This is a genomic window from Flavobacterium beibuense F44-8 (assembly GCF_000769915.1).
GTDB lineage: Bacteria > Bacteroidota > Bacteroidia > Flavobacteriales > Flavobacteriaceae > Flavobacterium > Flavobacterium beibuense.
The window spans coordinates 343,528-366,774 of the sequence record NZ_JRLV01000001.1 but is presented as its reverse complement, the minus strand read 5'-3'; the positions used below and the strand labels follow the sequence as shown (position 1 = coordinate 366,774).

Below are 23,247 nucleotides of genomic sequence, written 5' to 3'. Positions count from 1 at the left end.
ATTATCTGCTTAAGTACATTTTCCTTCTTGAGTACAGTTCATAGAACTGATCGTCTTTAAGATCTTCAATGAACAGGATGCTTTCACCTGTAGACTTCATTTCAGGCCCAAGTTTTTTGTTTACACCAGGGAACTTGTTGAAAGAGAATACCGGTTGTTTGATAGCATATCCTTTAAGCTGAGGGTTGAAAGTAAAGTCTTTTACTTTTTTCTCTCCAAGCATAACTTTAGTTGCATAGTTTACATAAGGCTCACCGTAAGCTTTTGCGATAAACGGAACCGTTCTCGATGCTCTTGGGTTTGCTTCGATAATGTATACCGTATCATCTTTAATAGCAAACTGTATGTTGATTAGACCTACTGTTTTAAGTGCTACTGCAATTTTCTTAGTATGGTCTTTTATCTGTTGCATTACAAACTCTCCAAGGTTGAAAGGAGGTAGTGTTGCGTTACTGTCACCAGAGTGTACACCACAAGGCTCAATGTGCTCCATGATACCGATGATGTAAACATCTTCACCATCACAAATCGCATCGGCTTCTGCTTCGATAGCACCATCAAGGTAGTGGTCTAACAAAAGTTTGTTACCCGGGATACTCTTAAGCAGGTCGATAACGTGCTCTTCAAGCTCTTTTTTATTGATAACGATTTTCATACCCTGACCACCAAGTACGTAAGAAGGTCTTACAAGTAGCGGGAAGTCAAGCGTATCTGCAAGTTTAGAAGCCTCTTCTGCGCTTTCTGCCACACCAAACTTAGGGAATGGAATTTTAAGATCAGAAAGTAGTTCAGAGAAACGTCCTCTGTCTTCAGCAAGGTCAAGTGCTTCGTAGCTTGTACCTAATATTTTTATACCATATCTGTCTAATTTCTCAGCAAGCTTAAGAGCTGTCTGCCCACCTAGCTGTACTATTACACCTTCCGGTTTTTCATGACGGATGATGTCATATATGTGCTCCCAGAATACCGGTTCAAAGTAAAGCTTATCAGCCGTATCGAAGTCGGTAGAAACCGTTTCAGGGTTACAGTTAATCATGATGGTTTCATAACCACACTCTGAAGCGGCAAGTACACCGTGTACACAAGAGTAGTCAAACTCAATACCCTGACCAATTCTGTTAGGTCCTGATCCAAGTACAATAACCTTTTTCTTATCCGTTACAGCACTTTCATTGTCTACAAATCTTGTACCGTCTGCCTTTTGGATTTCAGCTTCAAACGTTGAGTAGTAATAAGGCGTACTTGCCTTAAACTCTGCCGCACAGGTATCAACCAGTTTATAAACACGGTTAACTCCCATATCATTACGTTTGTTGTAAACCTCACTTTCAAGACAACCCATCATGTGAGCAATTTGTCTGTCAGCAAAACCTTTTTGTTTCGCCTCAAGAAGAAGCTCTTTCGGTAACGTATCTATAGTATAGGTAGAAATTTCTTTCTCCAGGATGTAAAGCTCCTCATATTGTTTAAGGAACCACATATCGATATTAGTAATCTCATTGATTCGGCTTAACGGAATACCCATTTGGATAGCATCATAGATTACGAATACTCTATCCCAGCTGGCATGAGTAAGTTTATCTATAATCTGCTCGTAGTTAGTGTATCCTTTACCGTCGGCACCAAGACCGTTTCTCTTAATTTCAAGAGACTGTGTAGCTTTGTGAAGTGCTTCCTGGAATGAACGGCCAATACCCATTACCTCACCTACTGATTTCATTTGAAGACCAAGTCTTCTGTCAGCACCGTCAAACTTATCAAAGTTCCAACGAGGTATTTTTACGATTACGTAGTCAAGCGTTGGCTCAAAGTAAGCTGAAGTTGACTTGGTAATCTGATTCATTAGTTCGTCAAGGTGATAACCTAAAGCCAGTTTAGAAGCGATTTTTGCAATTGGGTAACCTGTTGCTTTAGAAGCCAGTGCAGATGAACGTGATACACGAGGGTTAATCTCAATAGCCACGATATCTTCTTTCTCATCAGGGCTCACGGCAAACTGCACGTTACAACCACCCGCAAAGTTACCTATACTTCTCATCATCTTGATAGCCATATCCCTCATTCTCTGATAAGTACTGTCAGAAAGGGTCATAGCCGGAGCAACAGTGATACTGTCTCCTGTGTGAATACCCATTGGGTCCATGTTCTCAATAGAACAGATGATAACTACATTGTCATTTTTATCACGAAGAAGCTCAAGCTCATATTCTTTCCATCCGAAAAGTGCTTTATCAATAAGTACTTCGTGTATTGGAGAAGCTTCAAGACCGCGTGTAAGCAGTTCATCAAACTCCTCTTCTTTATATACAAAAGCTGCACCTGTACCACCCAGCGTAAATGAAGGGCGAATTACAAGCGGGAATCCAAACTCCTGTGCAATTTCTTTACCTTTAAGGAAAGAGTTGGCTATTTTAGCCGGAGCTGCAGGAATTTCAATTTTCTCAAGAAGCTGTTTAAACTGCTCCCTGTCTTCTGTAATGTTGATTGCGTTAATATCTACACCTATCAGCCTTACATTAAAATCTTCCCAAATCCCTTTTTCCTCTGCCTCAAGACAAAGGTTAAGAGCTGTTTGACCTCCCATTGTCGGCAATACAGCATCGATATTCGGGTGAGCCTTTAAAATTTCAATAATAGATTTAGTGTTAAGAGGCTTAAGGTACACATGATCGGCCATAGATGGGTCGGTCATGATAGTTGCGGGATTAGAGTTAATCAGGATAACCTCAATCCCTTCTTCCTTTAAAGATCGTGCTGCCTGTGATCCGGCATAGTCAAATTCGCAGGCCTGTCCGATGATGATTGGACCCGAACCTATAATTAAAACTGATTTAATAGAAGTGTCTTTCGGCATTGTATATATTAAGTAGTTGTAGTTTATAGTTCTCTCCTTGAGAAACTTTGCAAAGTTACTATTTAAATTTTAAAAAAATCCCCCTGCATTTGGGGGCAAAATTTTACTTAGGCATAAAAAAAGGCGTTACCCTTAAAAAGTAACACCTTTATATATGTTCTAAATACAAACATTATTTTTTATGTCTTGGTTCGCTGGACACAGTTAATTTATGTCTTCCTTTAGCTCTTCTGCGAGCAAGCACTTTTCTACCGTTGGCAGAAGCCATTCTTTCCATGAAACCGTGCTTATTTCTTCTTTTTCTCTTTGATGGTTGAAACGTTCTCTTACTCATTGTAATGTATCTTTAAATCTTTATTGAAATATCTTCTCGAGCTTTCAGAAATCTGATGTCCTAAAACCGCGTGCAAATATACGAAGACTTTTTTTTCCTGCAAGTAGTTTTATAAAATTATTTTTAATTCATTTTCTTACCTTTGCAGTCACAAAATTAAAAAAATATCATGTTCAACAAAAACATTAAGCTGGTAATTACAGCCCTGTTAATTTTTACTGCTGTATGGCAGTTCACCGAAAAGAATATAGGTAACGGTATTTTCCTTATTTTACTTTCGTTGATTTTTGTGTTATTATACTTCAAAAACGAAATAATAATTTTAGCTTTCCTTAAACTTAGAAAGCAGGATTTTGACGGAGCTAAAAAATGGCTGGATAAAATAAAGAACCCTGAAGCATCTTTAGTAAGAAAACAACAGGGATACTACAACTACCTTAACGGACTTATGGTTTCGCAAACAAACCTTAACGCTGCCGAGAAGTACCTTAAAAAAGCTGTTGAGCTTGGACTTAGCATGGATCAGGATCTTGCCATGGCAAAACTTAACCTTGCCGGGATAGCTATGAGTAAAAACAGAAAAATGGAAGCCGAAAAACTTTTGGCTGAAGCTAAAAAACTGGACAAGCAAGGCATGCTGAAAGATCAAATCACCATGATGAAACAGCAAATGAAGCGCGGACCGGTACAACAAATGAGAAGATATTAAAATCTACACCCATAATATTAAAACCACCCTTTCGGGTGGTTTTTTTATTTCAATACATTATTTTTACAATCAAATAATATCATCAATCAAAAATGGAAATCAAAAACACATCATTTAAACTGGCAGGGCTGAAGCTCGGCTTTAAAACCACAAACGAAAACAACAAAGCCATGGAAGACTGTGCCGCACTGTGGCAACACTTCGGCGGAAGCTTTATAGGTAACAAACTACCACAAAAACTTAGCAACGATGTTTATGCAGTATATTTTGACTACGAAGGTGACCACACTAATCCCTATGCATACTTTATAGGATACCGCGTTCCAGAGGATATCGAAATTCCAAGCGGGGTTGACACCATCACCATCCCTTCCCAAAACTACGAAAGAGTTACCGCAAAAGGACAAATGCCCAATTGTGTAGCCGACACCTGGAGGGAAATATGGAAAAAAGACGACAGCGACAGGGCTTATGGTTTCGACTTTGAGGTTTACGGAACTAAAGCTGCCGACTGGAATAATGCTGAAATAGATATTTACTTATCTTTAAAATAGGGTGAAAAAGGTTTGAGACTGCTCTTAAACGGTTTTTTTTGCCGTTCGCATATTCTCGTTAACAAAATATGTTTTTAGGTAAATTTTAACTATTTTTATACAATAAAATAGTTAAAGCTTATGAAAAGAATATTACTACTTGCAGTAATCATACTTTTCCCGCTCCTGTTACACAGCCAGAGCGATAGTCTCTATTTTTCTGATGCCATCAAAATAGACCTTAAAAAGTACAAAAGAGAAAGTGCGCTAGCCTACCGCAAAGGTGATTTTGAAAAGGGAAAATTCCTTTTTGATTCACTGGTAGAAAACAGACTTGTAGGCACACGGTTTGACGAGTTTGTTTTCAAAAAAGTGCGTGGCGGAAAACTAAAACTAAACAAAATCAAGAAGCCTATTGTATTAATAACCTATGCTTCATGGTGTGTTACAAGCCCCGGAGAAATTCCTGCTTTAAACAAACTGGCAAAAAAATACGGGCGGGATGTACAGTTTGTGGTCGTTTTTTGGAACAAAAGGCGCGACATGAAAAAAGTTGCCCGCAAGTTTAGCCATAATGTTATCGTTTGCTATGCCCATGAGACATACAAACACGACGAGTCGGCCATTGCATCCATAAAGCACACCTTGGGTTTCCCTACCAGTTTTTATCTTGACGACACTAAAAAAATTGTAGACATAAGGCGTTGCGGCATTAAGCTATCCCCTAAAAGAACTACTTACAGGAAAGCCTACGCACTAAACTACAACGCTTACCTTGACGGATTATCAACTATAATAATGGGCAAAGAACTTAAAAAAGAATCACTTGCAGGAAAATAAAAAAAGGCGCCATTGGCGCCTTTTCTTTTAATACCCTTCGGTAGGAATATCTACAATATATTTTTTCCCGCTTTTTACATCGAGTTTCCTGTCTCGCATCCACGGGTTATGCAGTTTAAGCACTTTATAGTTAATACCCTGCTCTTTAGCAAAAACAGCCAAATCAGGAATTGAAGACGTTACCTCTACCTGCCTTACCGGAATTACCGGATACATATCACTTGGCAATAACCTGAAGTTATATTTTAACGGATCGCTCATAATTTCTTTTAGCGCCAGTATCCTAAAAACATAACGTGATGTTTCTTCTGTAAGTAACAAGTCATAGTAATTATCTGCCTGCTGAAAATCGATTTGTCTGGTCACACCGGCAACACCACCATTGTAGGATGCCGCAGCAAGTGTCCATGAACCTAGTCTGGCTTTTGCAGAAACCAAGTATCTACAGGCCGCTTCGGTTGATTTCTCAAGGTGATAACGCTCATCTACATAATCGTTAATTTCCAAATCATACTCACGCCCTGTAGCCGGCATAAACTGCCACACCCCCCTCGCTCCTGCAGGAGAAACTGCATTTACCAGTCCGCTTTCAATTACCGCCAGATATTTAAAATCGTCCGGCACACCATATTTTTTTAATATAGGCTCAATAACAGGGAAAGCCCTGTGAGCTCTTTTAATAACCAACTGGGTAGAAGCATGAAGATTAGCATTAACCATAAGCTCCCTGTCCAGTCTTTCATGAACATCAATAATATTTAAAGGCACTGCTTCACCGGCAAAATCGGCCTGAGCCGGAAAAGGATATACAAACTCAGTAGCAGCTTCCTGCGGTACTGATTTTTCCGTCTTACTATCTGTTGCGGTATGTATTGCCGCCCCTCCCACTACTATAACCGAAGCTACAACTCCGGCTTTCTTCATCCAGTCCATTTTAGTTAGTTTTATATTGTTTTTAATTATTAGGTAAAATTACAAAAATCATTCCTTTTCTCCTTCAATGAGGCGGGGCAGGTTCTCATTAAGCCACTTATACTTATTTACAATCATAATATGTGTACCGCCTTTAACGGGGATAAAATTATGAATATATCGGGCAGGGAAAACCTCATCGGCAGTACCGTGTATATGCACTACCTTTTCATCTATCTCTGTCCTGCTCCATGTTATTACAGTTTCAAACGCCCAATCGAGATATTTCTTATCCCTAAACGACATATATTTTTCATATAAATTAAGTTTTCTGGTAATCATATTATTTCCAAAGGAAGCCTTCGCTAACCAGTCTACCTTTTGCATAAGTGTGGTAGGGAATACACGATAAGCCCTTGTCATTTTAGCAAAGCGCATTCGTCTCGGAAACTGAAGGCTCGACCTAACGCTCGATACAATAATCACTTTTCTTACATTAATAATTCTGGAAATTTCCTGAACCAGTATTCCGCCAAATGACACCCCTACCAACACCGGATTTTCATGTTTTATATTGGCAGCCACTCTTTTAGCATAATCAGTAAGCGGTTCATGTGGTTCGGGCATAATCCATTCTAAATAATACATTTCAAACCTGTCTTCAGGTAGTTTTATGTTTTCAAAAATCCTTGAACTAGCAGCCAGTCCGGGCATAAAATATACAGGAATCTTGTCCATTTGTTGAGTTTTAACGCTAAAATAGCCCCGTTTATCAAATTTTATTACGAAATTTGTATAAAATTAAAGTTTTTATCCATTCACCGGAATACACACCGTTTTAATTTATCAATAATTTATGAGGCATAGACTTTTTCCGAGAAACAAAAGAGGAACCGCTAATCATGGCTGGCTAAAAGCCAACTTCTCTTTTTCTTTTGGTAACTATTATAATCCTGACATGGTTCAGTTTGGTATGTTACGCGTATTAAACGATGATACCATTGCAGGCGGCACCGGATTTGGCACCCATCCTCATGACAATATGGAAATTATTACTATTCCGCTTGAAGGTGGGCTTACCCATAGGGACAGTATGGGTAATCAGGAAACCGTGAGATTTGGCGAAGTGCAGGTTATGAGCGCAGGGACGGGCATACAGCATAGCGAAATGAATGCCAGTGAGACTGAAGAAGCAAAAACACTGCAATTATGGATTTTTCCCGAAAAAGATAATGTCACCCCCCGCTATGACCAAAAGGGGTTTGACCTCGAAGCAAGTAAAAATTCATTTATTACAGTGGTGTCGCCTGAAGATAAAAACGACGGAAATGCACTATGGATTTACCAACAGGCATTTTTGAGCCTAGGCATTTTTGAGGCCGGTACAACTATTACTTATGATTTGAAAATCCCCGAAAACGGAGTATATCTTTTCCTTATAGAAGGAGAGGTTGAAATTAATAATGAAACCATCAGGGAACGTGATGCCTATGGTATTGTAGAGTTTGAAAACTTTGAAATAAAAACAAACAAGCAGTCCAAGATACTGGTAATCGAGGTTCCCATGAAGTTTAACTAAAAGCCATGGAAATTAAAGACAATGAATTCTCAAGACAATTTGAAACAACTGTAAACGACACCATGATGTCAGTTGAATATTCCAGACAGGAGCGAAAAATTTTCCTTACAAAAATAAATGTGCCTGAAGGAATTGATGAAGATGATGAGATTGTTTCGGATTTTTTAAAAGAAATCTTAGCGATTGCTGAAGAAAAAAGGTTGAGGGTAGTACCAACATATCCAAAAATTGCTGCTTTTTTCAAAAAAAACCCAGGGTATAAGGAAATGCTTCCTCCCGGAATAAGGATCTAAACATCTATTAAATAATATAATGCAAAACTTAAAAGAAAAGAATGCGCTTATTACAGGTGCAGGGAAAGGTATTGGCAAAGCCGTAGCACTTGCTCTGGCTGCCGAAGGTGTAAATGTAGCCTTATTGGCCCGCACTAAAACCGACTTAGAGCAGGTAGCTAAAGAAATTGAGCCTTATGGTGTAAAAACTGTTGTTGTTACTGCTGATATTTCTGATATCGAATCGGTTAACCAAGCGGTAAATACTGTACTGGGTGAATTCAAATCGATAGATATTTTAATAAATAATGCCGGTATAGGTAAGTTTGGAAAGTTCCTTGACCTGGCTCCTGAAGATTTTGAGAATATCATTAAAGTAAATCTTTTCGGTATCTATTATGCTACAAGAGCAGTACTACCTGGTATGATTGAACAACAGGGCGGAGACATTATTAACATCTCCTCTACTGCCGGGCTAAAAGGCGCTGCTATAACAAGTGCCTACAGTGCTTCTAAGTTTGCCGTTATGGGACTTACTGAATCCCTTATGCAGGAAGTACGTAAACACAACATTAGGGTAACAGCACTTACTCCAAGTACTGTTGCTACTGATATGGCCATTAACCTGAACCTTACCGACGGTAACCCTGAAAAAGTAATGCAGGCAGAAGATATTGCCGAGTTAATTGTTGCTCAGCTTAAGCTAAACCGTAGGGTATTTATCAAGGAAAGCGGAATTTGGTCTACTAATCCTTAACAATATATGGAAAGCCTTTACTGCCCGTTATGCAACGGTTCATCTAAAAGCTTTTATACACATGGGCAAAGGGAGTTTTTACAATGCTCCCTTTGCCTTTCTGTTTTTCTGCACCCAAAGAATTATTTAACTACAGAGCAGGAAGAAGCACATTACAAACACCACAATAACAACCCCGAAGATACAGGTTACCAAAACTTTGTTAGCCCTGCTACCAATGCTGTACTAAGGGATTTTACTCCCCAACACAGCGGACTCGATTTTGGATCAGGCACCGGGTCGCCCATCGTTAAGGTTTTACAGGATAACGGATATACTATAGAACAATACGACCTGTTTTTCCATAACAACCCTGCACTACTCCAAAAACAATACGACTATATAACCTGCACCGAAGTAGCCGAGCATTTTAAAGAACCGCTCAAAGAGTTTGAACTTCTTAAAAGCCTGCTACTCCCTAGCGGAAAACTCTATCTGATGACCGACCTGTTTGATGAGGCAAGGGATTTTGGCAACTGGTATTACAAAAACGATCATACTCATGTTTTTATGTACCATAGTAACGCTTTGGAGTGGATTAGGGAAAAACTGCAGTTCAAAAAGTTAATCATAGAAAAAAGACTCATAACACTGGAGTTATAACTAATTGTTACTTTTGCAGTAAATAACACATAGACACTTATGAAATTTGATAAAATAATTGTTTCCGAAAGCGCTTTTAACAGTGAGGATACTAACGCCATATTAAACTCTAACATTGCCGTAATCAACCTGCTTCGTGAAGAAGGGGTTTCAGACGAAGACATACACCCTGATTCCCTTATAAGCTATTACCTTGATTACTATACTTCAAACATAAACACCGATGGTTTTGCTAAGTTTGTTTACCACTCACAGTGGACAGATGACCTTAACGAAATACTTGAAGAAGGCTTTGAAAAAGTAGGTTCGCAGGCACACCTGGATTACTTCAGGATGCAAACCGAAAAAATTGACTCCCTTACCCGTAAAGAGTTTGACGGTTTCATGAATCAGGAGTTTGGTAAAAGTCCTGTAAAACAGAAAATAGACGACGATACTTATTTTGAAATACCGGAAGCCCTTGTAGCGCTTAATGCGCAGTGGCTAAGAAACCACCCGGATCTAAAAGTACTTTCTATAGAAGATATGTATGCCGAACTGGAAAAGTTTATTGGCAGAAAAATAGAGCGATAATAAAAAACCTTGCTTATCAGCAAGGCTTTTTATTTATATAGATATTGAATTTTATAATTCTCCTGAAATGGAAATACTCTCAACAGGCTGGTTTACAAACTCCATCCTTACAATTCCGTCCTCATCAATTTTGGTAAGTTTTATTTCGTGTAGCGTATTAACCAGTTCGGGGTTCCAAGGTGTTTTAACCTTTACATAGTTCTCGGTAAATCCGTGAATATACCCTTCCTTGTTCTCCCCTTCAAAAAGTACGGTTCTTGTTGTACCAATCTGGCTTTCATAAAACGCACGACGCTTTTTAACCGAAAGCCCCCTTAGCATTTTGCTTCGTTTGCTTCTTACATTCATTGGTACTACCCCATCCATTTCGGCTGCCGGAGTATTATCCCTTTCAGAATAAGTAAATACGTGCAGGTATGAAATATCCAGCTCGTTAAGAAAGTTATAGGTTTCAAGGAAATGTTCGTCGGTCTCACCAGGGAAACCTACAATAACATCAACCCCAATACAGGCATGCGGCATTACTTCCATAATTTTTGCAACACGCTCAGTATACACATGGCGCAGGTAACGTCTTCTCATCAGTTTAAGAATATCATCACTGCCCGATTGTAGCGGTATATGGAAGTGCGGCACAAACGTACGGCTTTGTGACACAAATTCAATCGTTTCGTTTTTAAGCAGGTTTGGCTCGATAGACGAAATTCTTAAACGCTCAATACCTTCAACATTATCTAAAGCCTGTACCAGTTCGTAAAAAGTATGTTCGTGCTTTTTGTTGCCAAATTCCCCTTTACCGTAATCACCTATGTTTACACCGGTAAGTACGATTTCCTTAATATTTTGTTGAGATATTTCTTTGGCATTTTTAAGTACGTTTTCAAGAGTATCACTGCGAGAAATCCCCCTTGCTAACGGAATGGTACAGTAAGTACACTTATAATCACAACCATCCTGCACCTTTAAAAAGGCACGGGTACGATCGCCTATAGAATAACTACCTACATAAAAATCGGCTTCCGATATTTCACAGGAATGCACCTCGCCAATATCATTTTTGGAAAGGTCGTTTATATAGTCGGTAATCTTAAACTTCTCTGTTGCACCAAGAACAAGGTCAACCCCGTCTACTGCGGCAAGCTCTTCAGGTTTAAGCTGTGCATAACAGCCTACAGCTGCCACAAAAGCCTTCTCATTCTTCTTTATCGCCTTCTTTACTATCTGTTTGAACTGTTTATCGGCATTTTCGGTAACCGAGCAGGTATTGATAACATATATATCTGCCACATCCTCAAACTCAACACGATCAAATCCTTCATCCTGAAAGTTGCGGGCAATAGTAGATGTCTCTGAAAAATTCAGCTTACATCCTAAAGTATAAAAAGCGACTTTTTTCCTGTTTTCCATTGTATAAGCTTCTTGTAAAGCAGTAACTTTAATTATATTTACCTCTACAAAAAAGAGGTTGCAAATTTACATACAAAAATCGACTTGATGAAATCAATAATAACCTATATATCAATTTGTTGCTTATTTCTCCTTTTTACATCCTGCTCCGGCGACAAAAGCCAAAACCGCGATCATCTTGTTTTCAGGTATAACGAAAATGCTGCCGTAAACTCGCTCGATCCGGCTTTCTCTCGCATAAGACCATCCATTTGGGTTTGTAACCAGGTGTTTACCGGACTGGTACAACTTGACGATAGCCTGAATATTAAACCGGACATCGCTAAAAAATGGAAAATATCTCCAGACGGAAAGACCTATACCTTTACCCTGCGAAATGATGTATACTTTCATAAAAGCGATTTGTTTGGCAGTGACAGTACCCGCACCGTAAAAGCAGCCGACTTCACTTATAGCCTTAACCGATTACTAGACGAAAATGTTGCCGCACCAGGCAGATGGATATTACAAAACGTAGAAACATTCCATGCCGTAAACGATTCGGTTTTCCAAATACAACTCAACAAAACCTTCCCCGCTTTTTTAGGATTACTCACCATGAAATACGCATCGGTAGTACCTCATGAGGCTTTTGAAAAACAGGGCTATGATTTCAGGGCAAACCCTATCGGTACAGGGCCTTTTCAGTTTAAAATATGGGAAGAGAATATAAAACTGGTACTTCGTAAGAACCCGTTATACTATGAAAAGGACGAACAGGGTAACTCCCTGCCTTACCTTGAAGCGGTAGCTATTACCTTTTTACCCGATAAACAAAGTGGTTTCCTGCAATTTGCACAGGGAAAACTGGATTTTGTATCGGGGCTTGACCCATCCTATAAAGATGAGATACTTACACCAAAGGGGCAATTACAACTGAAATATACTGACAAGGTAAACATGATTACCGGACCTTACCTTAATACTGAATACATGGGTTTCAGGATGGACGGAACCGATGCTGCCGTAAAGGATAAAAGGATAAGACAGGCACTTAATTATGGTTTTGACCGGGCAAAAATGATAATGTATCTCAGAAACGGAATGGGTACCCCTGCCGTTAACGGAATGATACCAACCGGGCTGGGTGGTTACGGCTGCAAAGGGTATGATTACAACCCTGTAAAAGCTAAAGAACTTGTAGCTTCCTACAAGGCTGATACAGGCGACAATAATCCTAAAATACAAATCAGTACCAGTGCCTCATACCTTGATATAACCGAATACCTTCAACGCGAATGGCAAAAAATAGGACTTAATGTAGAAGTAGATGTGAATCCGCCATCAACCTTAACACAGGCTATTTCTACCGGAAAGACATCATTTTTTAAAGCGAGTTGGATTGCCGATTATCCGGATGCCGAAAACTACCTTTCCCTGTTTTACAGTAAAAACTTCTCTCCGGGCGGACCAAACTACACCCACTTTAAAAACGAGGAATTCGACAGGCTGTATGAGCAAACATTCCTGATTACCGATGATAAGGAACGTCAGGGAATTTACAAACAACTGGATGCAATTGTTATGGAAGAGGCTCCTGTAATAGCATTGTTTTATGACAAGGCTTCCCGTTTTACCGGAAAAGATGTAAGCGGACTGGGCATTAACCCGTTAAACCTGCTTACGCTAAAAAGGGTAAAAAAAGCCCAAAAAGAATAAGGTTGTTATCTGCATTCTGCCCAAAATTCCCAATTCTTTCCAAATTTGGAATTATGTTGGAATTCCAAATACGTATATTTGATATACCTAATTGAATGACAGAATGAAGATTCTAATAATAGAAGACGAAGCCAATCTTAGGGACACCATAACCCAATCACTTGAAAAAGAAAAATACATTGTAGAAACTGCCTACGACTACATATCCGGAATGGAAAAAATAGGCGGATACGATTACGACTGCATACTGGTAGATATAATGCTGCCTAACGGAAGTGGCCTTAGCCTGGTTAAGGAACTAAAGGACATGAAACGCCGTGATGCCGTGATAATTATTTCGGCAAAAGATGCCGTAGACGATAAAGTTAAAGGCCTTGACCTTGGTGCCGACGATTATCTTGCAAAACCTTTTCACCTTGCTGAACTACATGCCAGAATCAAATCGGCAGTGAGACGAAAAAGTCACAACGGCAATAACGCTATTGAGTGGAGCAATATTAAAATAGACCCCGAACACCGTGAAGTATTTATAAACGGTAACTCCATCACACTTAACCGAAAGGAATATGATGTGCTTTACTATTTTATGATAAACCCTAACCGACTTATCAATAAAACTGCACTTGCCGAATCGGTTTGGGGTGATTATACCGATCAGGCCGATAATCTGGATTTTGTGTATTCACAAATTAAAAACCTCCGTAAAAAACTAAAGGACAACAATGCCGAAGCCGATATACAGTCGGTTTACGGGATAGGTTATAAAATGATATAAATGAAACTCCGTTATTATACATTACGCTATCTTATTATCGCTCTACTGGCTGTTATAGCCCTATGGGCGAGCCTCTACTATGTGGTTATACTGGACGAGGTGTATGACAATATTGATGACGGACTCAAAAACTCCAAAATCCTTATAATAAGAGAATCATACGCTAACGATGACATATTAAATATAAGAGAATATGGTATTAACCAGTTTAAGGTAGAACCGTTACCTAAAGGTCCGCTTTATGATTTTTCAGATAAGTTCTCTTCTGATTTCGAGTACATGGAGTATGACGATGATGAAGAACCTGTTCGCCTCCTGAAAACCGTATTTAACGACAGGCACGGCAATCCGTATAAGTTAACCATACGTGCCTCTATGGTAGAGGAAGACGAACTACTTGAAGACTTAATGACAGCCCTGATTGCGTTATACATTATGTTGGTTGTGAGTATTGCGTTACTAAACCATTTTATACTGCGAAAAGTATGGAAGTCCTTTTATGTAATGCTGGACAGGCTTAAAGGTTTCAAACTGGGATCGGGCGTAAAGTTTGAAGCTCCTACCTCCCCTGTTTCCGAATTTAAAGTACTGGGACAGGAACTGGAAAAGGTACTGCAACAAAACGAAACGGTATACAGCAGTCAGAAGCAGTTTATAGAAAATGCCTCTCATGAACTTCAAACCCCGCTTGCCATAAGTCTCAACAAGCTCGAACTATTAGTAGAAAACAATAACCTGAGTGAAGAACAGCTTATTGAAATCTCTAAAATAAATGATACCCTAAACCGACTGGTTCGCCTTAACAAATCGTTACTCATGCTTTCTAAAATTGAGAACAGGCAGTTTGAGGAAGAAGAAAACATTGACTTTAATACTTTGATAAATGAACTTACCGAAGAGTTTAGAGACTTTGCCGATTATAAGGAAGTAACGGTTAACGCCATAAATGTTGCTCAACTCAACTTTACCATGAATAAGGGACTGGCAGTAACACTGGTAAACAACCTGCTTAAAAATGCCATTATACACACCAAAGCAGGTGGCAGCCTTGAAATTATTACAGATAAAAACAGGCTTACATTCCTAAATACCGGAGAAACACCACTTGATAAAAACAAAATTTTTGACCGTTTCTTCCGTAGCACACTAAACGAACAATCTACGGGGCTGGGACTTGCCATTGTGCAGTCTATCGCTTCAAACTACAACCTTAAGGTGGAGTACGAATACAACCAAAAACATATTTTCAGGATTATTTTCCCTTAAAAGTTTAGTTTCCCAATTGTTTCCAGATTCGGATTATAAACTTGTACTATAAAATAAAAACATATAGTTATGGAAACACTTTTGAGACTTTCGACATTATTAATTATTCTTTTTACTGTTACTGCTTTTGGACAGGAACGAAAAATAACCCTTAACGACTTACCTCCTGCGGCAAAAACCTTTATTTCCCAAAACTTCCCTAATCAGGCTCCGTCTTATATAATAGAAGACAAAGACATAAGAGAAACCGAATATGAGGTGGTAATGACAGGCGGTGTCGAAATGGAATTTGACGCAAAAGGTAACTGCAAGGAAATAGACGGAAACGGCTACGCATTACCTGACACCGTTTTACCAAAAGTAATTATGGAATACATTCATAAAAACTATAAAGGACAAGGGGTTGAAAAAGCTGAAAAAAAACGCTGGGGTTATGAAGTAGAACTTTTAAACGACCTTGAACTGGAGTTTGACAACAGCGGTAAATTTTTAAGACTGGACGACTAAAAACAAATCGGGTATGAGTACCCCGATTATTCTTGATATTCTTTTTACAAAAAAGGCTGCCAACGGGCAGCCTTTTTTTATTTCCTGTTATGGAGCTTTCTCCATTCCCACGGAGCAATAGGATCTTTTTGAGCCCACAACCCTTTATATTGTATACGAGCCTGATTTTCCAACTCCTTAAACTCCTCGTTATCGGAATACTTATACCTCCACGCCAAACCTTTTTTTACCAACAGGGCATTTACATTAATGGTATCATCGACATATACATATCCTAATATACGACCATACTGATCCTTACCTCCTATTGGATCAACAGTAACCATTTTGCCATAACACAAGTTGTTAGCAAAATCTTTTGCGTCACTGCCAAAAATCTGTTTGGTCTCGGGGCAGTCAATATCCAACAGGCGAACTTTCACTTTTTTACCGTTATACAGCACCTTAAAAGTATCACCATCGCTTACACTAACAACCTTACCTGTAAATTGGGATAACGGTGCTTCCTTTTCTGTTTTAGGTTTTGACTCTAAGTCAGGTAAACTACCGTTTTTTACGAATACAAAATAAAAAAAGAAAGCCAGCAGTAACAGCAGGCTTCCTATACTATATTTTGATTTTTTATTACGTTTATTCAAATCAGTACAATTATTCTTTTCTCCACTTTTTGGTTTCCTCAAAAACATGCTCCAATATCGCAGCATCTTCCGGAGTAAACTCCACATGGCGCCTTGACATTACTATACGGGCCGTTTCAAAAGCTTTTTTGGTAATGTATGTGGTAAAACCTGATGCACCACCCCATGAGAAACTCGGCACAAAATTACGAGGGAATCCGCTGCCAAAAATATTAGCACTCACCCCTACTACCGTACCCGTATTAAACATGGTATTGATTCCGCATTTACTGTGGTCACCCATCATAAGTCCGCAAAACTGAAGTCCTGTTTTCACAAAACCTTCCTTCTCATAGCTCCATAGTTTTACTTCCTCATAATTATTTTTAAGGTTGGAGTTATTGGTATCGGCACCAATGTTACACCATTCACCAAGAACTGAGTTCCCTAAGAAACCATCATGCCCTTTATTAGAATAACCAAACAGTACCGAATTATTAACCTCTCCGCCAATTCTGGAATGAGGTCCAACCGTTGTAGCACCATACACTTTAGTAGCCAGTTTTACCTGTGCTCCTTCGCAAAGCGCAAACGGCCCACGGATTACAGAGTTCTCCATAATCTCGGTATCCTTACCTATGTATATAGGTCCGGTTGAGGCATTAAGGGTTACAAACTCCAGCTTGGCACCTTCCTCAATAAATATATTTTCGGCAGCAATAACATTAACGCTCGACGGTATAGGCTGAGAAACCCTATCGGCGGTAAGAAGTTCAAAATCTTCCCTTATGGCTGCATCATTATTTTTAAATATATCCCACGGGTTTTCAACACGCAGGCAGTCCTCAGTATACTCAATAGCCTCATAGCTGTCAAAATCCACTTCTTCCTGAGTATCTTTAGTATAAAAGGCAATTATCTCGTCTCCATAAAATATAGCCTGATTTTCCTCAAGGCTCTGTACCATTTCGGCAAGTACCTCGTTAGGCAGGAATGACGCATTGATCATTATATTCTCCTCCATCTCTACCATAGGATATTTATCCATAAGGTATTCTTCGGTAAGCGTAGTTGTGGTATAGCCCAGGTATTTTTCCCATTTTTCGCGTATGGTAAGTATCCCTACACGAATATCGGCCACCGGCCTGGTAAAGGTAAAAGGTAACAGGGCGTTGCGCACCGTTCCGTCAAATAATATATAATTCATTACTGTGGTGTTTAGCATTAAAAAGCAACAGCACGAATTTACATCAAATCTTTTCAATAAAAAAGTTTCTTAACTGGCAGGCTGTAGTAATTGTAATGCTTATAAATAAAAAAGCCTCCCGTAAACGGAAGGCTTTTCTGTATGATAGATAAATCCAAAAATTATTTTTTGAATTTAGCGTATTTAGTTTTGAATTTATCAATACGTCCTGCAGTATCGATAAGTTTAGATTTACCAGTGTAGAAAGGGTGTGAAGTTCTAGAGATCTCCATTTTCACTACCGGATATTCAACTCCGTCCACTTCAATTGTTTCTTTTGTATCTGCTGTAGATTTAGTGATAAAAATATCGTCGTTAGACATATCTTTGAATGCTACTAATCTGTAATTCTCTGGGTGAATACCTTTTTTCATCTTTGTAAATTTTGTATTGTTCTGGCTGCAAAACTATTTCGCGGCTTCCCTTCTTTCAGGAAAGGTGTAAACGCCTCACAGCTTTTTAGTTTTTAAATCTTTTCAATTCAGAGCGCAAAAGTACAATTATTTTTTAAAAAACAAATCATTACAATTATTTTTTTTGACTGTAACACTTTTTGTTTTTCGCTACTCATTATACAGTAATTAGTATATTTGTAGATTAAATAAACCAAATCAAAAAACAACAGCAATGACAGAAGCAATAAAAAAGAATGGCGTAAACTTCGGTATTATTCTGGGAATACTTTTAATAGCACTAATAACGATTCAATATACAGTTGATATAAATCTTTTTGTTAATCCATGGATTAATATTATTAAAATGATGCTTTTTATTGTTCTTGGGATTATAGCTATAGCAAAAGCAAAAGCTGCATTAAAAGGTTTTATAAGTTTTAAGGAAGCCTTTACAGCATATTTTTTAACTATAGTAATAGGCTCATTAGGCTCTACATTATTTGTTATACTATTATTTAATGTAATTGATCCTTCTGCAAAAACAACTGTAATGGATCTTATTATTGAATCAACAGCAAAAACTCTTCAAAGTTTCGGAAGTAGCACAGAGGATATAAAGAAAATGGTTGACGAAATGGAAAAAGCTGATAGTTTTGGAGTCGCCTCACAACTAAAAGGTCTGGCAATTTCAATACTTGGTTATTCTGTTGTTGGCCTTATATGTGCCGCTGCATTCAAAAAAAATCCAACACACGAGCAATAAATTAATGAATATATCCATAGTTATACCACTCCTTAATGAAGAGGAGTCCTTACAGGAATTACACCAGTGGATTGTTAACGTAATGACGGCTAACAATTACAGCTATGAAGTCATTTTTATTGATGACGGCAGTACCGATGGTTCCTGGAACAGCATACAACAACTGGCGGAACAAAACCCTAACATAAAAGGTATACGTTTTTTGCGTAATTATGGTAAGTCTCAGGCACTGCATGCCGGGTTTGCTAAAGCGCAGGGAGACGTAATTATTACTATGGATGCCGATTTACAGGATAGCCCTGACGAAATACCGGAACTGTATAATATGATTACAGCACAGGATTACGATTTGGTTTCGGGTTGGAAAAAAAAGCGTTACGATTCAGTTATCGCAAAAAACCTGCCTTCCAAACTGTTTAACTGGGCTGCCAGAAAAACATCGGGGGTAAAACTTAACGATTTCAACTGCGGACTAAAAGCTTACAAAAATGTAGTTGTAAAAAATGTAGAGGTATCGGGCGAAATGCACCGCTATATACCGGTACTGGCAAAAAATGCAGGGTTTGGTAACATAGGCGAAAAAGTAGTAATACACCAGGCTAGAAAATACGGAACATCAAAATTCGGAATGAGCCGCTTTATAAACGGTTTCCTTGATTTGATTACCATTTGGTTCCTATCCCGTTTCGGTAAAAGACCAATGCACCTTTTTGGAGCCATGGGAGTACTTATGTTTATTATAGGTTTTCTTTCGGCATTATATATAGGTGTAATTAAACTTTATAAACTATACAATAACGAACCAACTATACTGGTAACCAGCAATCCGTGGTTCTACATAGCATTAGCGACTATGGTTATAGGTACTCAGCTTTTCCTTGCCGGATTTTTAGGAGAGATAATACTGAGAACAAAAAACAACGAAGAGCGCTATAAAATAAGCGAAGTTTTATAAAAGGCATATTTCACAAATATGTCTTTTTCCAAATAATATAAAATTATGGACATCAAAAAAGAGATACTGGATAAGGTAAATGTATGGCTATCGCCCCTTTTTGACAACCAGACACAGGAAGCTGTAAAAGAAATGATGACATCGTCACCAAAAGAACTGGAAGACAGCTTTTACAAAAACCTTGAGTTTGGAACCGGAGGGATGCGCGGTATTATGGGACCGGGAACTAACCGTATCAATAAATATACACTTGGTAAAGCAACACAGGGACTTAGCAATTACCTTAAAAAGGTTTTTACCGGCGAAGAGATTAAAGTAGCTATTGCTTACGATTGCCGTAACAACAGTAACACACTTGCCAAAGTAGTTGCCGATGTTTTTTCGGCTAACGGTATTAAGGTATTTTTATTTACCGACCTGAGACCAACGCCAGAACTTTCTTTTGCCGTAAGATACCTTAGCTGCCATGCAGGTATTGTACTTACTGCATCACACAACCCACCGGAATATAACGGTTACAAAGTATACTGGCAGGATGGCGGACAGCTTGTACCGCCACAGGACGGAGAAATAATCAATATTATCGAAGCTTTAGAGTACAACCAGATAAACTTTAACGCTAACGAAAACCTGATTGAATATATTGACAACGATGTAGACAAGGCTTTCCTTGGTGCTTCATTAGGAGCTGCTACCTTCAATACGCCGCAGGAAGCAAAAGATGCGCTTAAAGTGGTTTTCACTCCGCTTCACGGAACATCGGTTAAGCTTATCCCTGACTTACTTGAAGATGCCGGATACAGCAACGTACACATTGTAAACGAGCAAGCTGTGCCGGATGGAAATTTCCCAACAGTAAAATCGCCAAACCCGGAAGAGCCGGAAGCCCTTGCAATGGCTATTGAACTGGCTAACCAAACTAACGCCGATATTGTTGTAGGTACAGACCCCGACAGTGACCGCCTGGGTGTTGCTGTAAGAAACAGCGAAGGTATTATGACACTGCTTAACGGTAACCAAACCATGATGCTGATGACACACTTCCTTTTGGAAGAATGGAAAAAGCAGGGTAAACTTACCGGAAACCAGTTTATAGGTTCGACCATAGTATCTACGCCTATGCTAATGGAACTGGCTACCGATTATGGTGTACAGTGTAAAGTGGGTCTTACCGGCTTTAAATGGATCGCTAAAATGATTGTTGACTTCCCAGAGCTACAGTTTATAGGTGGCGGTGAAGAAAGCTTCGGTTATATGGTGGGCGATTTTGTACGCGATAAAGACGCCGTCACCTCTACCCTTTTATTATGCGAAATAGCAGCGCAGGCAAAAGCCAATGCAAGTTCGTTGTATCAGGAATTACTAAAACTATACACTAAATACGGCTTCTATAAAGAGTACCTCATATCGCTTACCAAAAAAGGTATGGATGGTGCTCAGGAAATAAAACAGATGATGATTGACCTGCGTGAGAGTCCGTTAAAAGAAATAAACGGAGAGCGTGTGGTTATGGTTGAAGATTATCAGGCCTCTACATCAAAAAACCTGTTTACAGATGAAGAAGAAGCGCTAACTTTGCCAAAATCTAATGTGTTGATATATTACCTTGAAGACGGCACAAAAATTTGTGCAAGACCAAGCGGAACCGAACCTAAAATTAAATTCTACTTCAGTGTAAACGACACACTTGATAAGGTAGAAAATGCACGTGAGGTGGAAACAATTCTTGATCATAAAATCAGGAATATTATTGAAGAGATGAATTTGATATAATAAATGGATTATTTTAAAAAAATATTTCGCTTTGCGAAACCCTACAAAAGGTATGCATACCTAAATATATTTTTCAATATATGGTATGCGCTATTTAGTGCCATGTCTTTCATAGCATTTATACCTATGATTACCGTACTCTTTGACGAAGAGAAAAAAGCTGTAGTTACTAAACCTGTGTATACAGGGCTTTCAGAACTAGGCTCTTTTCTTGAAAACTATATGGCTTTCTATATAAAGACCACTTCTGAAGAGTATGGTTCACAATACACGCTCTCCATAATGATAGTTCTCATTATAGTTTTATTTCTTTTAAAGAACTTTTGTAACTATTGGGCGATGTACTTTATTACCTTTCTGAGAAATGGTGCACTTAAGGATATGCGTAACGAAATTTACAGAAAAACAGTTGCGCTACCTATTTCATTTTTCTCCGAAAAAAGAAAAGGAGATATCATGTCACGTATTTCGTCGGATGTACTTGAAATACAGCACTCATTCCTTTCCATACTGGAACTAATAGTACGTGAACCGCTTACAATAATTATCACTATCTGTTTCATGTTTGCCATCAGTGTAAACCTTACACTGTTTGTATTTGTTTTCATACCAATTTCAGGATGGTTAATTTCTCTTCTGGGTAAATCACTAAAAAAACAGTCAGACAGAGCCCAAACAGAACAGGGATATTTTATCTCAATACTTGAAGAAACATTAGGTGGATTAAAAGTTATAAAAGGCTTTAATGCCGAAAAATATTTTGATAATAAGTTTAGTGAATCTACAACACGTTTTTTTGACTTATCAAACAAAATCCTGAACAGACAAAGCTTAGCATCCCCTGCCAGCGAGTTTTTAGGAATTGTAGTAATTGCCATAATATTATGGTATGGAGGGCACATGGTTTTAGTAGAAGGGACACTTTCCGGAGCAAAATTCCTAGCCTATATAGGTCTTGCATATAACATTCTTACTCCTGCAAAAGCCATATCAAGAGCTTCTTATAATGTTAAGAAAGGTAATGCAGCTGCTGAACGTGTTATGGAAATACTGGAACAGGAAAACCCTATTGTTAGCAAACAGGGAGCTATTGAGAAAAACACTTTTGAAAAAGAAATTGCTATAGAAAACATTAACTTTAGGTATGAAGATCAAAATGTACTTAAGGAATTCTCCTTAACCGTACCAAAAGGAAAAACAGTTGCCCTTGTAGGGCAGTCCGGTAGTGGTAAGAGTACCATTGCTAACCTGCTTACCCGTTTTTATGATGTACAGGAAGGTAGTGTAAAAATAGATGGTATCGATGTAAAAGATTTCAGCCTTCATTCCCTTCGCGGACTAATGGGTCTTGTTACACAAGACAGCATTCTGTTTAACGACACTATACGTAACAACATAATGCTGGGTAAACCTGATGCTACAGAAGAAGAAGTAATAGCTGCCCTTAAAATAGCTAATGCCTACGAGTTTGTAAAAGATTTACCAAAAGGTATTGACACTAACATAGGTGATAGCGGGAATAAGCTTTCGGGCGGACAGAAACAGCGTTTAAGTATTGCCCGTGCCGTACTTAAAAATCCTCCTATTATGATTCTGGATGAGGCAACATCGGCTCTGGATACCGAAAGCGAAAGACTGGTGCAACAGGCTCTTGAAAACATGATGCAAAACCGCACATCGGTAGTTATTGCTCACAGGCTTTCAACCATTCAGAAAGCAGACAATATTGTGGTAATGAGAAAAGGCCGCATTGTGGAACAGGGAACTCATGATGAGCTTATGGCTAAAGACGGTACTTATAGAAAACTGGTAGCTATGCAGTCGTTTGACTAACACTAAA

Annotated in this window: 24 protein-coding genes; 16 read left to right on the top strand and 8 right to left on the bottom strand. The window is 38.7% G+C overall.

What is annotated here, in order from left to right:
- Position 1: 1 nt before the first annotated feature.
- Entirely contained in the window at positions 2–2,854 is a 2,853-nt protein-coding gene (carB, locus tag Q763_RS01810; protein WP_035130510.1) for a carbamoyl-phosphate synthase large subunit, read from the bottom strand.
- 172 nt (positions 2,855–3,026) lie between these two features.
- Positions 3,027–3,188 (bottom strand): 50S ribosomal protein L34, encoded by a 162-nt coding sequence (gene rpmH, locus Q763_RS17665; RefSeq protein ID WP_026979292.1) that lies wholly within the window; start codon positions 3,186–3,188, stop codon positions 3,027–3,029.
- Between the two features lie 169 nt (positions 3,189–3,357).
- Between rpmH and Q763_RS01805 the strand changes: the two genes are divergently transcribed.
- From Q763_RS01805 to Q763_RS01795, 3 genes are all read left to right on the top strand, one after another.
- Positions 3,358–3,897 carry a hypothetical protein gene (locus Q763_RS01805; protein WP_035130507.1) on the top strand — a complete coding sequence of 180 codons (540 nt, stop codon included), beginning with the start codon at positions 3,358–3,360 and terminating at the stop codon, positions 3,895–3,897.
- Positions 3,898–3,989: 92 nt separating this feature from the next.
- Entirely contained in the window at positions 3,990–4,451 is a 462-nt protein-coding gene (locus Q763_RS01800) for a GyrI-like domain-containing protein (protein WP_035130504.1), read from the top strand.
- Positions 4,452–4,571: 120 nt separating this feature from the next.
- The gene (locus tag Q763_RS01795; RefSeq protein WP_035130501.1) at positions 4,572–5,270 is read left to right on the top strand and encodes a TlpA family protein disulfide reductase; all 699 of its coding nucleotides are present in this window, start codon (positions 4,572–4,574) and stop codon (positions 5,268–5,270) included.
- 27 nt (positions 5,271–5,297) lie between these two features.
- On the opposite strand, the gene Q763_RS01790 is transcribed toward Q763_RS01795, so the two are convergent.
- On the bottom strand, positions 5,298–6,203 hold the full coding sequence (locus Q763_RS01790; RefSeq protein WP_157499270.1) for a lytic transglycosylase domain-containing protein: 906 nt from the start codon (positions 6,201–6,203) through the stop codon (positions 5,298–5,300).
- A 48-nt stretch (positions 6,204–6,251) separates the two neighbouring features.
- Positions 6,252–6,920: an alpha/beta hydrolase gene (locus tag Q763_RS01785; protein WP_035130498.1), complete on the bottom strand. Its 669-nt coding sequence runs from the start codon at positions 6,918–6,920 to the stop codon at positions 6,252–6,254.
- 118 nt (positions 6,921–7,038) lie between these two features.
- Between Q763_RS01785 and Q763_RS01780 the strand changes: the two genes are divergently transcribed.
- Genes Q763_RS01780 through Q763_RS01760 form a run of 5 tightly spaced genes read left to right on the top strand, consistent with a single transcriptional unit; the run spans position 7,039 to position 10,005 of the window.
- On the top strand, positions 7,039–7,761 hold the full coding sequence (locus tag Q763_RS01780; RefSeq protein ID WP_035130494.1) for a pirin family protein: 723 nt from the start codon (positions 7,039–7,041) through the stop codon (positions 7,759–7,761).
- A 5-nt stretch (positions 7,762–7,766) separates the two neighbouring features.
- Positions 7,767–8,054 carry a GNAT family N-acetyltransferase gene (locus tag Q763_RS01775; protein WP_035130490.1) on the top strand — a complete coding sequence of 96 codons (288 nt, stop codon included), beginning with the start codon at positions 7,767–7,769 and terminating at the stop codon, positions 8,052–8,054.
- A gap of 16 nt (positions 8,055–8,070) precedes the next feature.
- The gene (locus Q763_RS01770) at positions 8,071–8,790 is read left to right on the top strand and encodes a 3-ketoacyl-ACP reductase (RefSeq protein ID WP_035130487.1); all 720 of its coding nucleotides are present in this window, start codon (positions 8,071–8,073) and stop codon (positions 8,788–8,790) included.
- Positions 8,791–8,796: 6 nt separating this feature from the next.
- Entirely contained in the window at positions 8,797–9,432 is a 636-nt protein-coding gene (locus Q763_RS01765; RefSeq protein WP_035130484.1) for a class I SAM-dependent methyltransferase, read from the top strand.
- Positions 9,433–9,471: 39 nt separating this feature from the next.
- Entirely contained in the window at positions 9,472–10,005 is a 534-nt protein-coding gene (locus Q763_RS01760) for a DMP19 family protein (protein WP_035130481.1), read from the top strand.
- A 51-nt stretch (positions 10,006–10,056) separates the two neighbouring features.
- On the opposite strand, the gene mtaB is transcribed toward Q763_RS01760, so the two are convergent.
- A complete protein-coding gene (mtaB, locus tag Q763_RS01755; protein WP_035130478.1) occupies positions 10,057–11,412 on the bottom strand; it encodes a tRNA (N(6)-L-threonylcarbamoyladenosine(37)-C(2))-methylthiotransferase MtaB in 1,356 nt (451 codons plus the stop codon).
- Positions 11,413–11,499: 87 nt separating this feature from the next.
- On the opposite strand from mtaB, the gene Q763_RS01750 reads away from it, so the two are divergent.
- From Q763_RS01750 to Q763_RS01735, 4 genes are all read left to right on the top strand, one after another.
- Positions 11,500–13,110, top strand: coding sequence for an ABC transporter substrate-binding protein (locus Q763_RS01750; RefSeq protein WP_035130470.1), 1,611 nt, complete (start codon positions 11,500–11,502; stop codon positions 13,108–13,110).
- Positions 13,111–13,213: 103 nt separating this feature from the next.
- On the top strand, positions 13,214–13,885 hold the full coding sequence (locus Q763_RS01745) for a response regulator transcription factor (RefSeq protein WP_035130468.1): 672 nt from the start codon (positions 13,214–13,216) through the stop codon (positions 13,883–13,885).
- Positions 13,886–15,151 carry a sensor histidine kinase gene (locus tag Q763_RS01740; protein ID WP_035130466.1) on the top strand — a complete coding sequence of 422 codons (1,266 nt, stop codon included), beginning with the start codon at positions 13,886–13,888 and terminating at the stop codon, positions 15,149–15,151.
- Between the two features lie 69 nt (positions 15,152–15,220).
- Positions 15,221–15,658, top strand: coding sequence for a PepSY-like domain-containing protein (locus tag Q763_RS01735; RefSeq protein ID WP_035130463.1), 438 nt, complete (start codon positions 15,221–15,223; stop codon positions 15,656–15,658).
- A gap of 77 nt (positions 15,659–15,735) precedes the next feature.
- Here Q763_RS01735 and Q763_RS01730 read toward each other — a convergent pair whose 3' ends face one another.
- From Q763_RS01730 to Q763_RS01720, 3 genes are all read right to left on the bottom strand, one after another.
- On the bottom strand, positions 15,736–16,296 hold the full coding sequence (locus Q763_RS01730) for a thermonuclease family protein (protein ID WP_198133426.1): 561 nt from the start codon (positions 16,294–16,296) through the stop codon (positions 15,736–15,738).
- Positions 16,297–16,306: 10 nt separating this feature from the next.
- Entirely contained in the window at positions 16,307–17,482 is a 1,176-nt protein-coding gene (locus tag Q763_RS01725; RefSeq protein WP_035130680.1) for a GlmU family protein, read from the bottom strand.
- Positions 17,483–17,643: 161 nt separating this feature from the next.
- Positions 17,644–17,895 carry a type B 50S ribosomal protein L31 gene (locus tag Q763_RS01720; protein WP_035130459.1) on the bottom strand — a complete coding sequence of 84 codons (252 nt, stop codon included), beginning with the start codon at positions 17,893–17,895 and terminating at the stop codon, positions 17,644–17,646.
- 253 nt (positions 17,896–18,148) lie between these two features.
- Between Q763_RS01720 and Q763_RS01715 the strand changes: the two genes are divergently transcribed.
- Genes Q763_RS01715 through Q763_RS01700 form a run of 4 tightly spaced genes read left to right on the top strand, consistent with a single transcriptional unit; the run spans position 18,149 to position 23,240 of the window.
- Positions 18,149–18,679: a DUF4199 domain-containing protein gene (locus Q763_RS01715; protein WP_035130457.1), complete on the top strand. Its 531-nt coding sequence runs from the start codon at positions 18,149–18,151 to the stop codon at positions 18,677–18,679.
- Between the two features lie 4 nt (positions 18,680–18,683).
- Complete coding sequence (locus Q763_RS01710) at positions 18,684–19,634, top strand: glycosyltransferase family 2 protein (RefSeq protein ID WP_035130455.1); 951 nt, start codon at positions 18,684–18,686, stop codon at positions 19,632–19,634.
- Positions 19,635–19,679: 45 nt separating this feature from the next.
- Complete coding sequence (locus tag Q763_RS01705; protein WP_035130453.1) at positions 19,680–21,407, top strand: phospho-sugar mutase; 1,728 nt, start codon at positions 19,680–19,682, stop codon at positions 21,405–21,407.
- 3 nt (positions 21,408–21,410) lie between these two features.
- Positions 21,411–23,240, top strand: coding sequence for an ABC transporter ATP-binding protein (locus Q763_RS01700; RefSeq protein ID WP_035130451.1), 1,830 nt, complete (start codon positions 21,411–21,413; stop codon positions 23,238–23,240).
- The last annotated feature ends 7 nt before the right edge of the window (positions 23,241–23,247 follow it).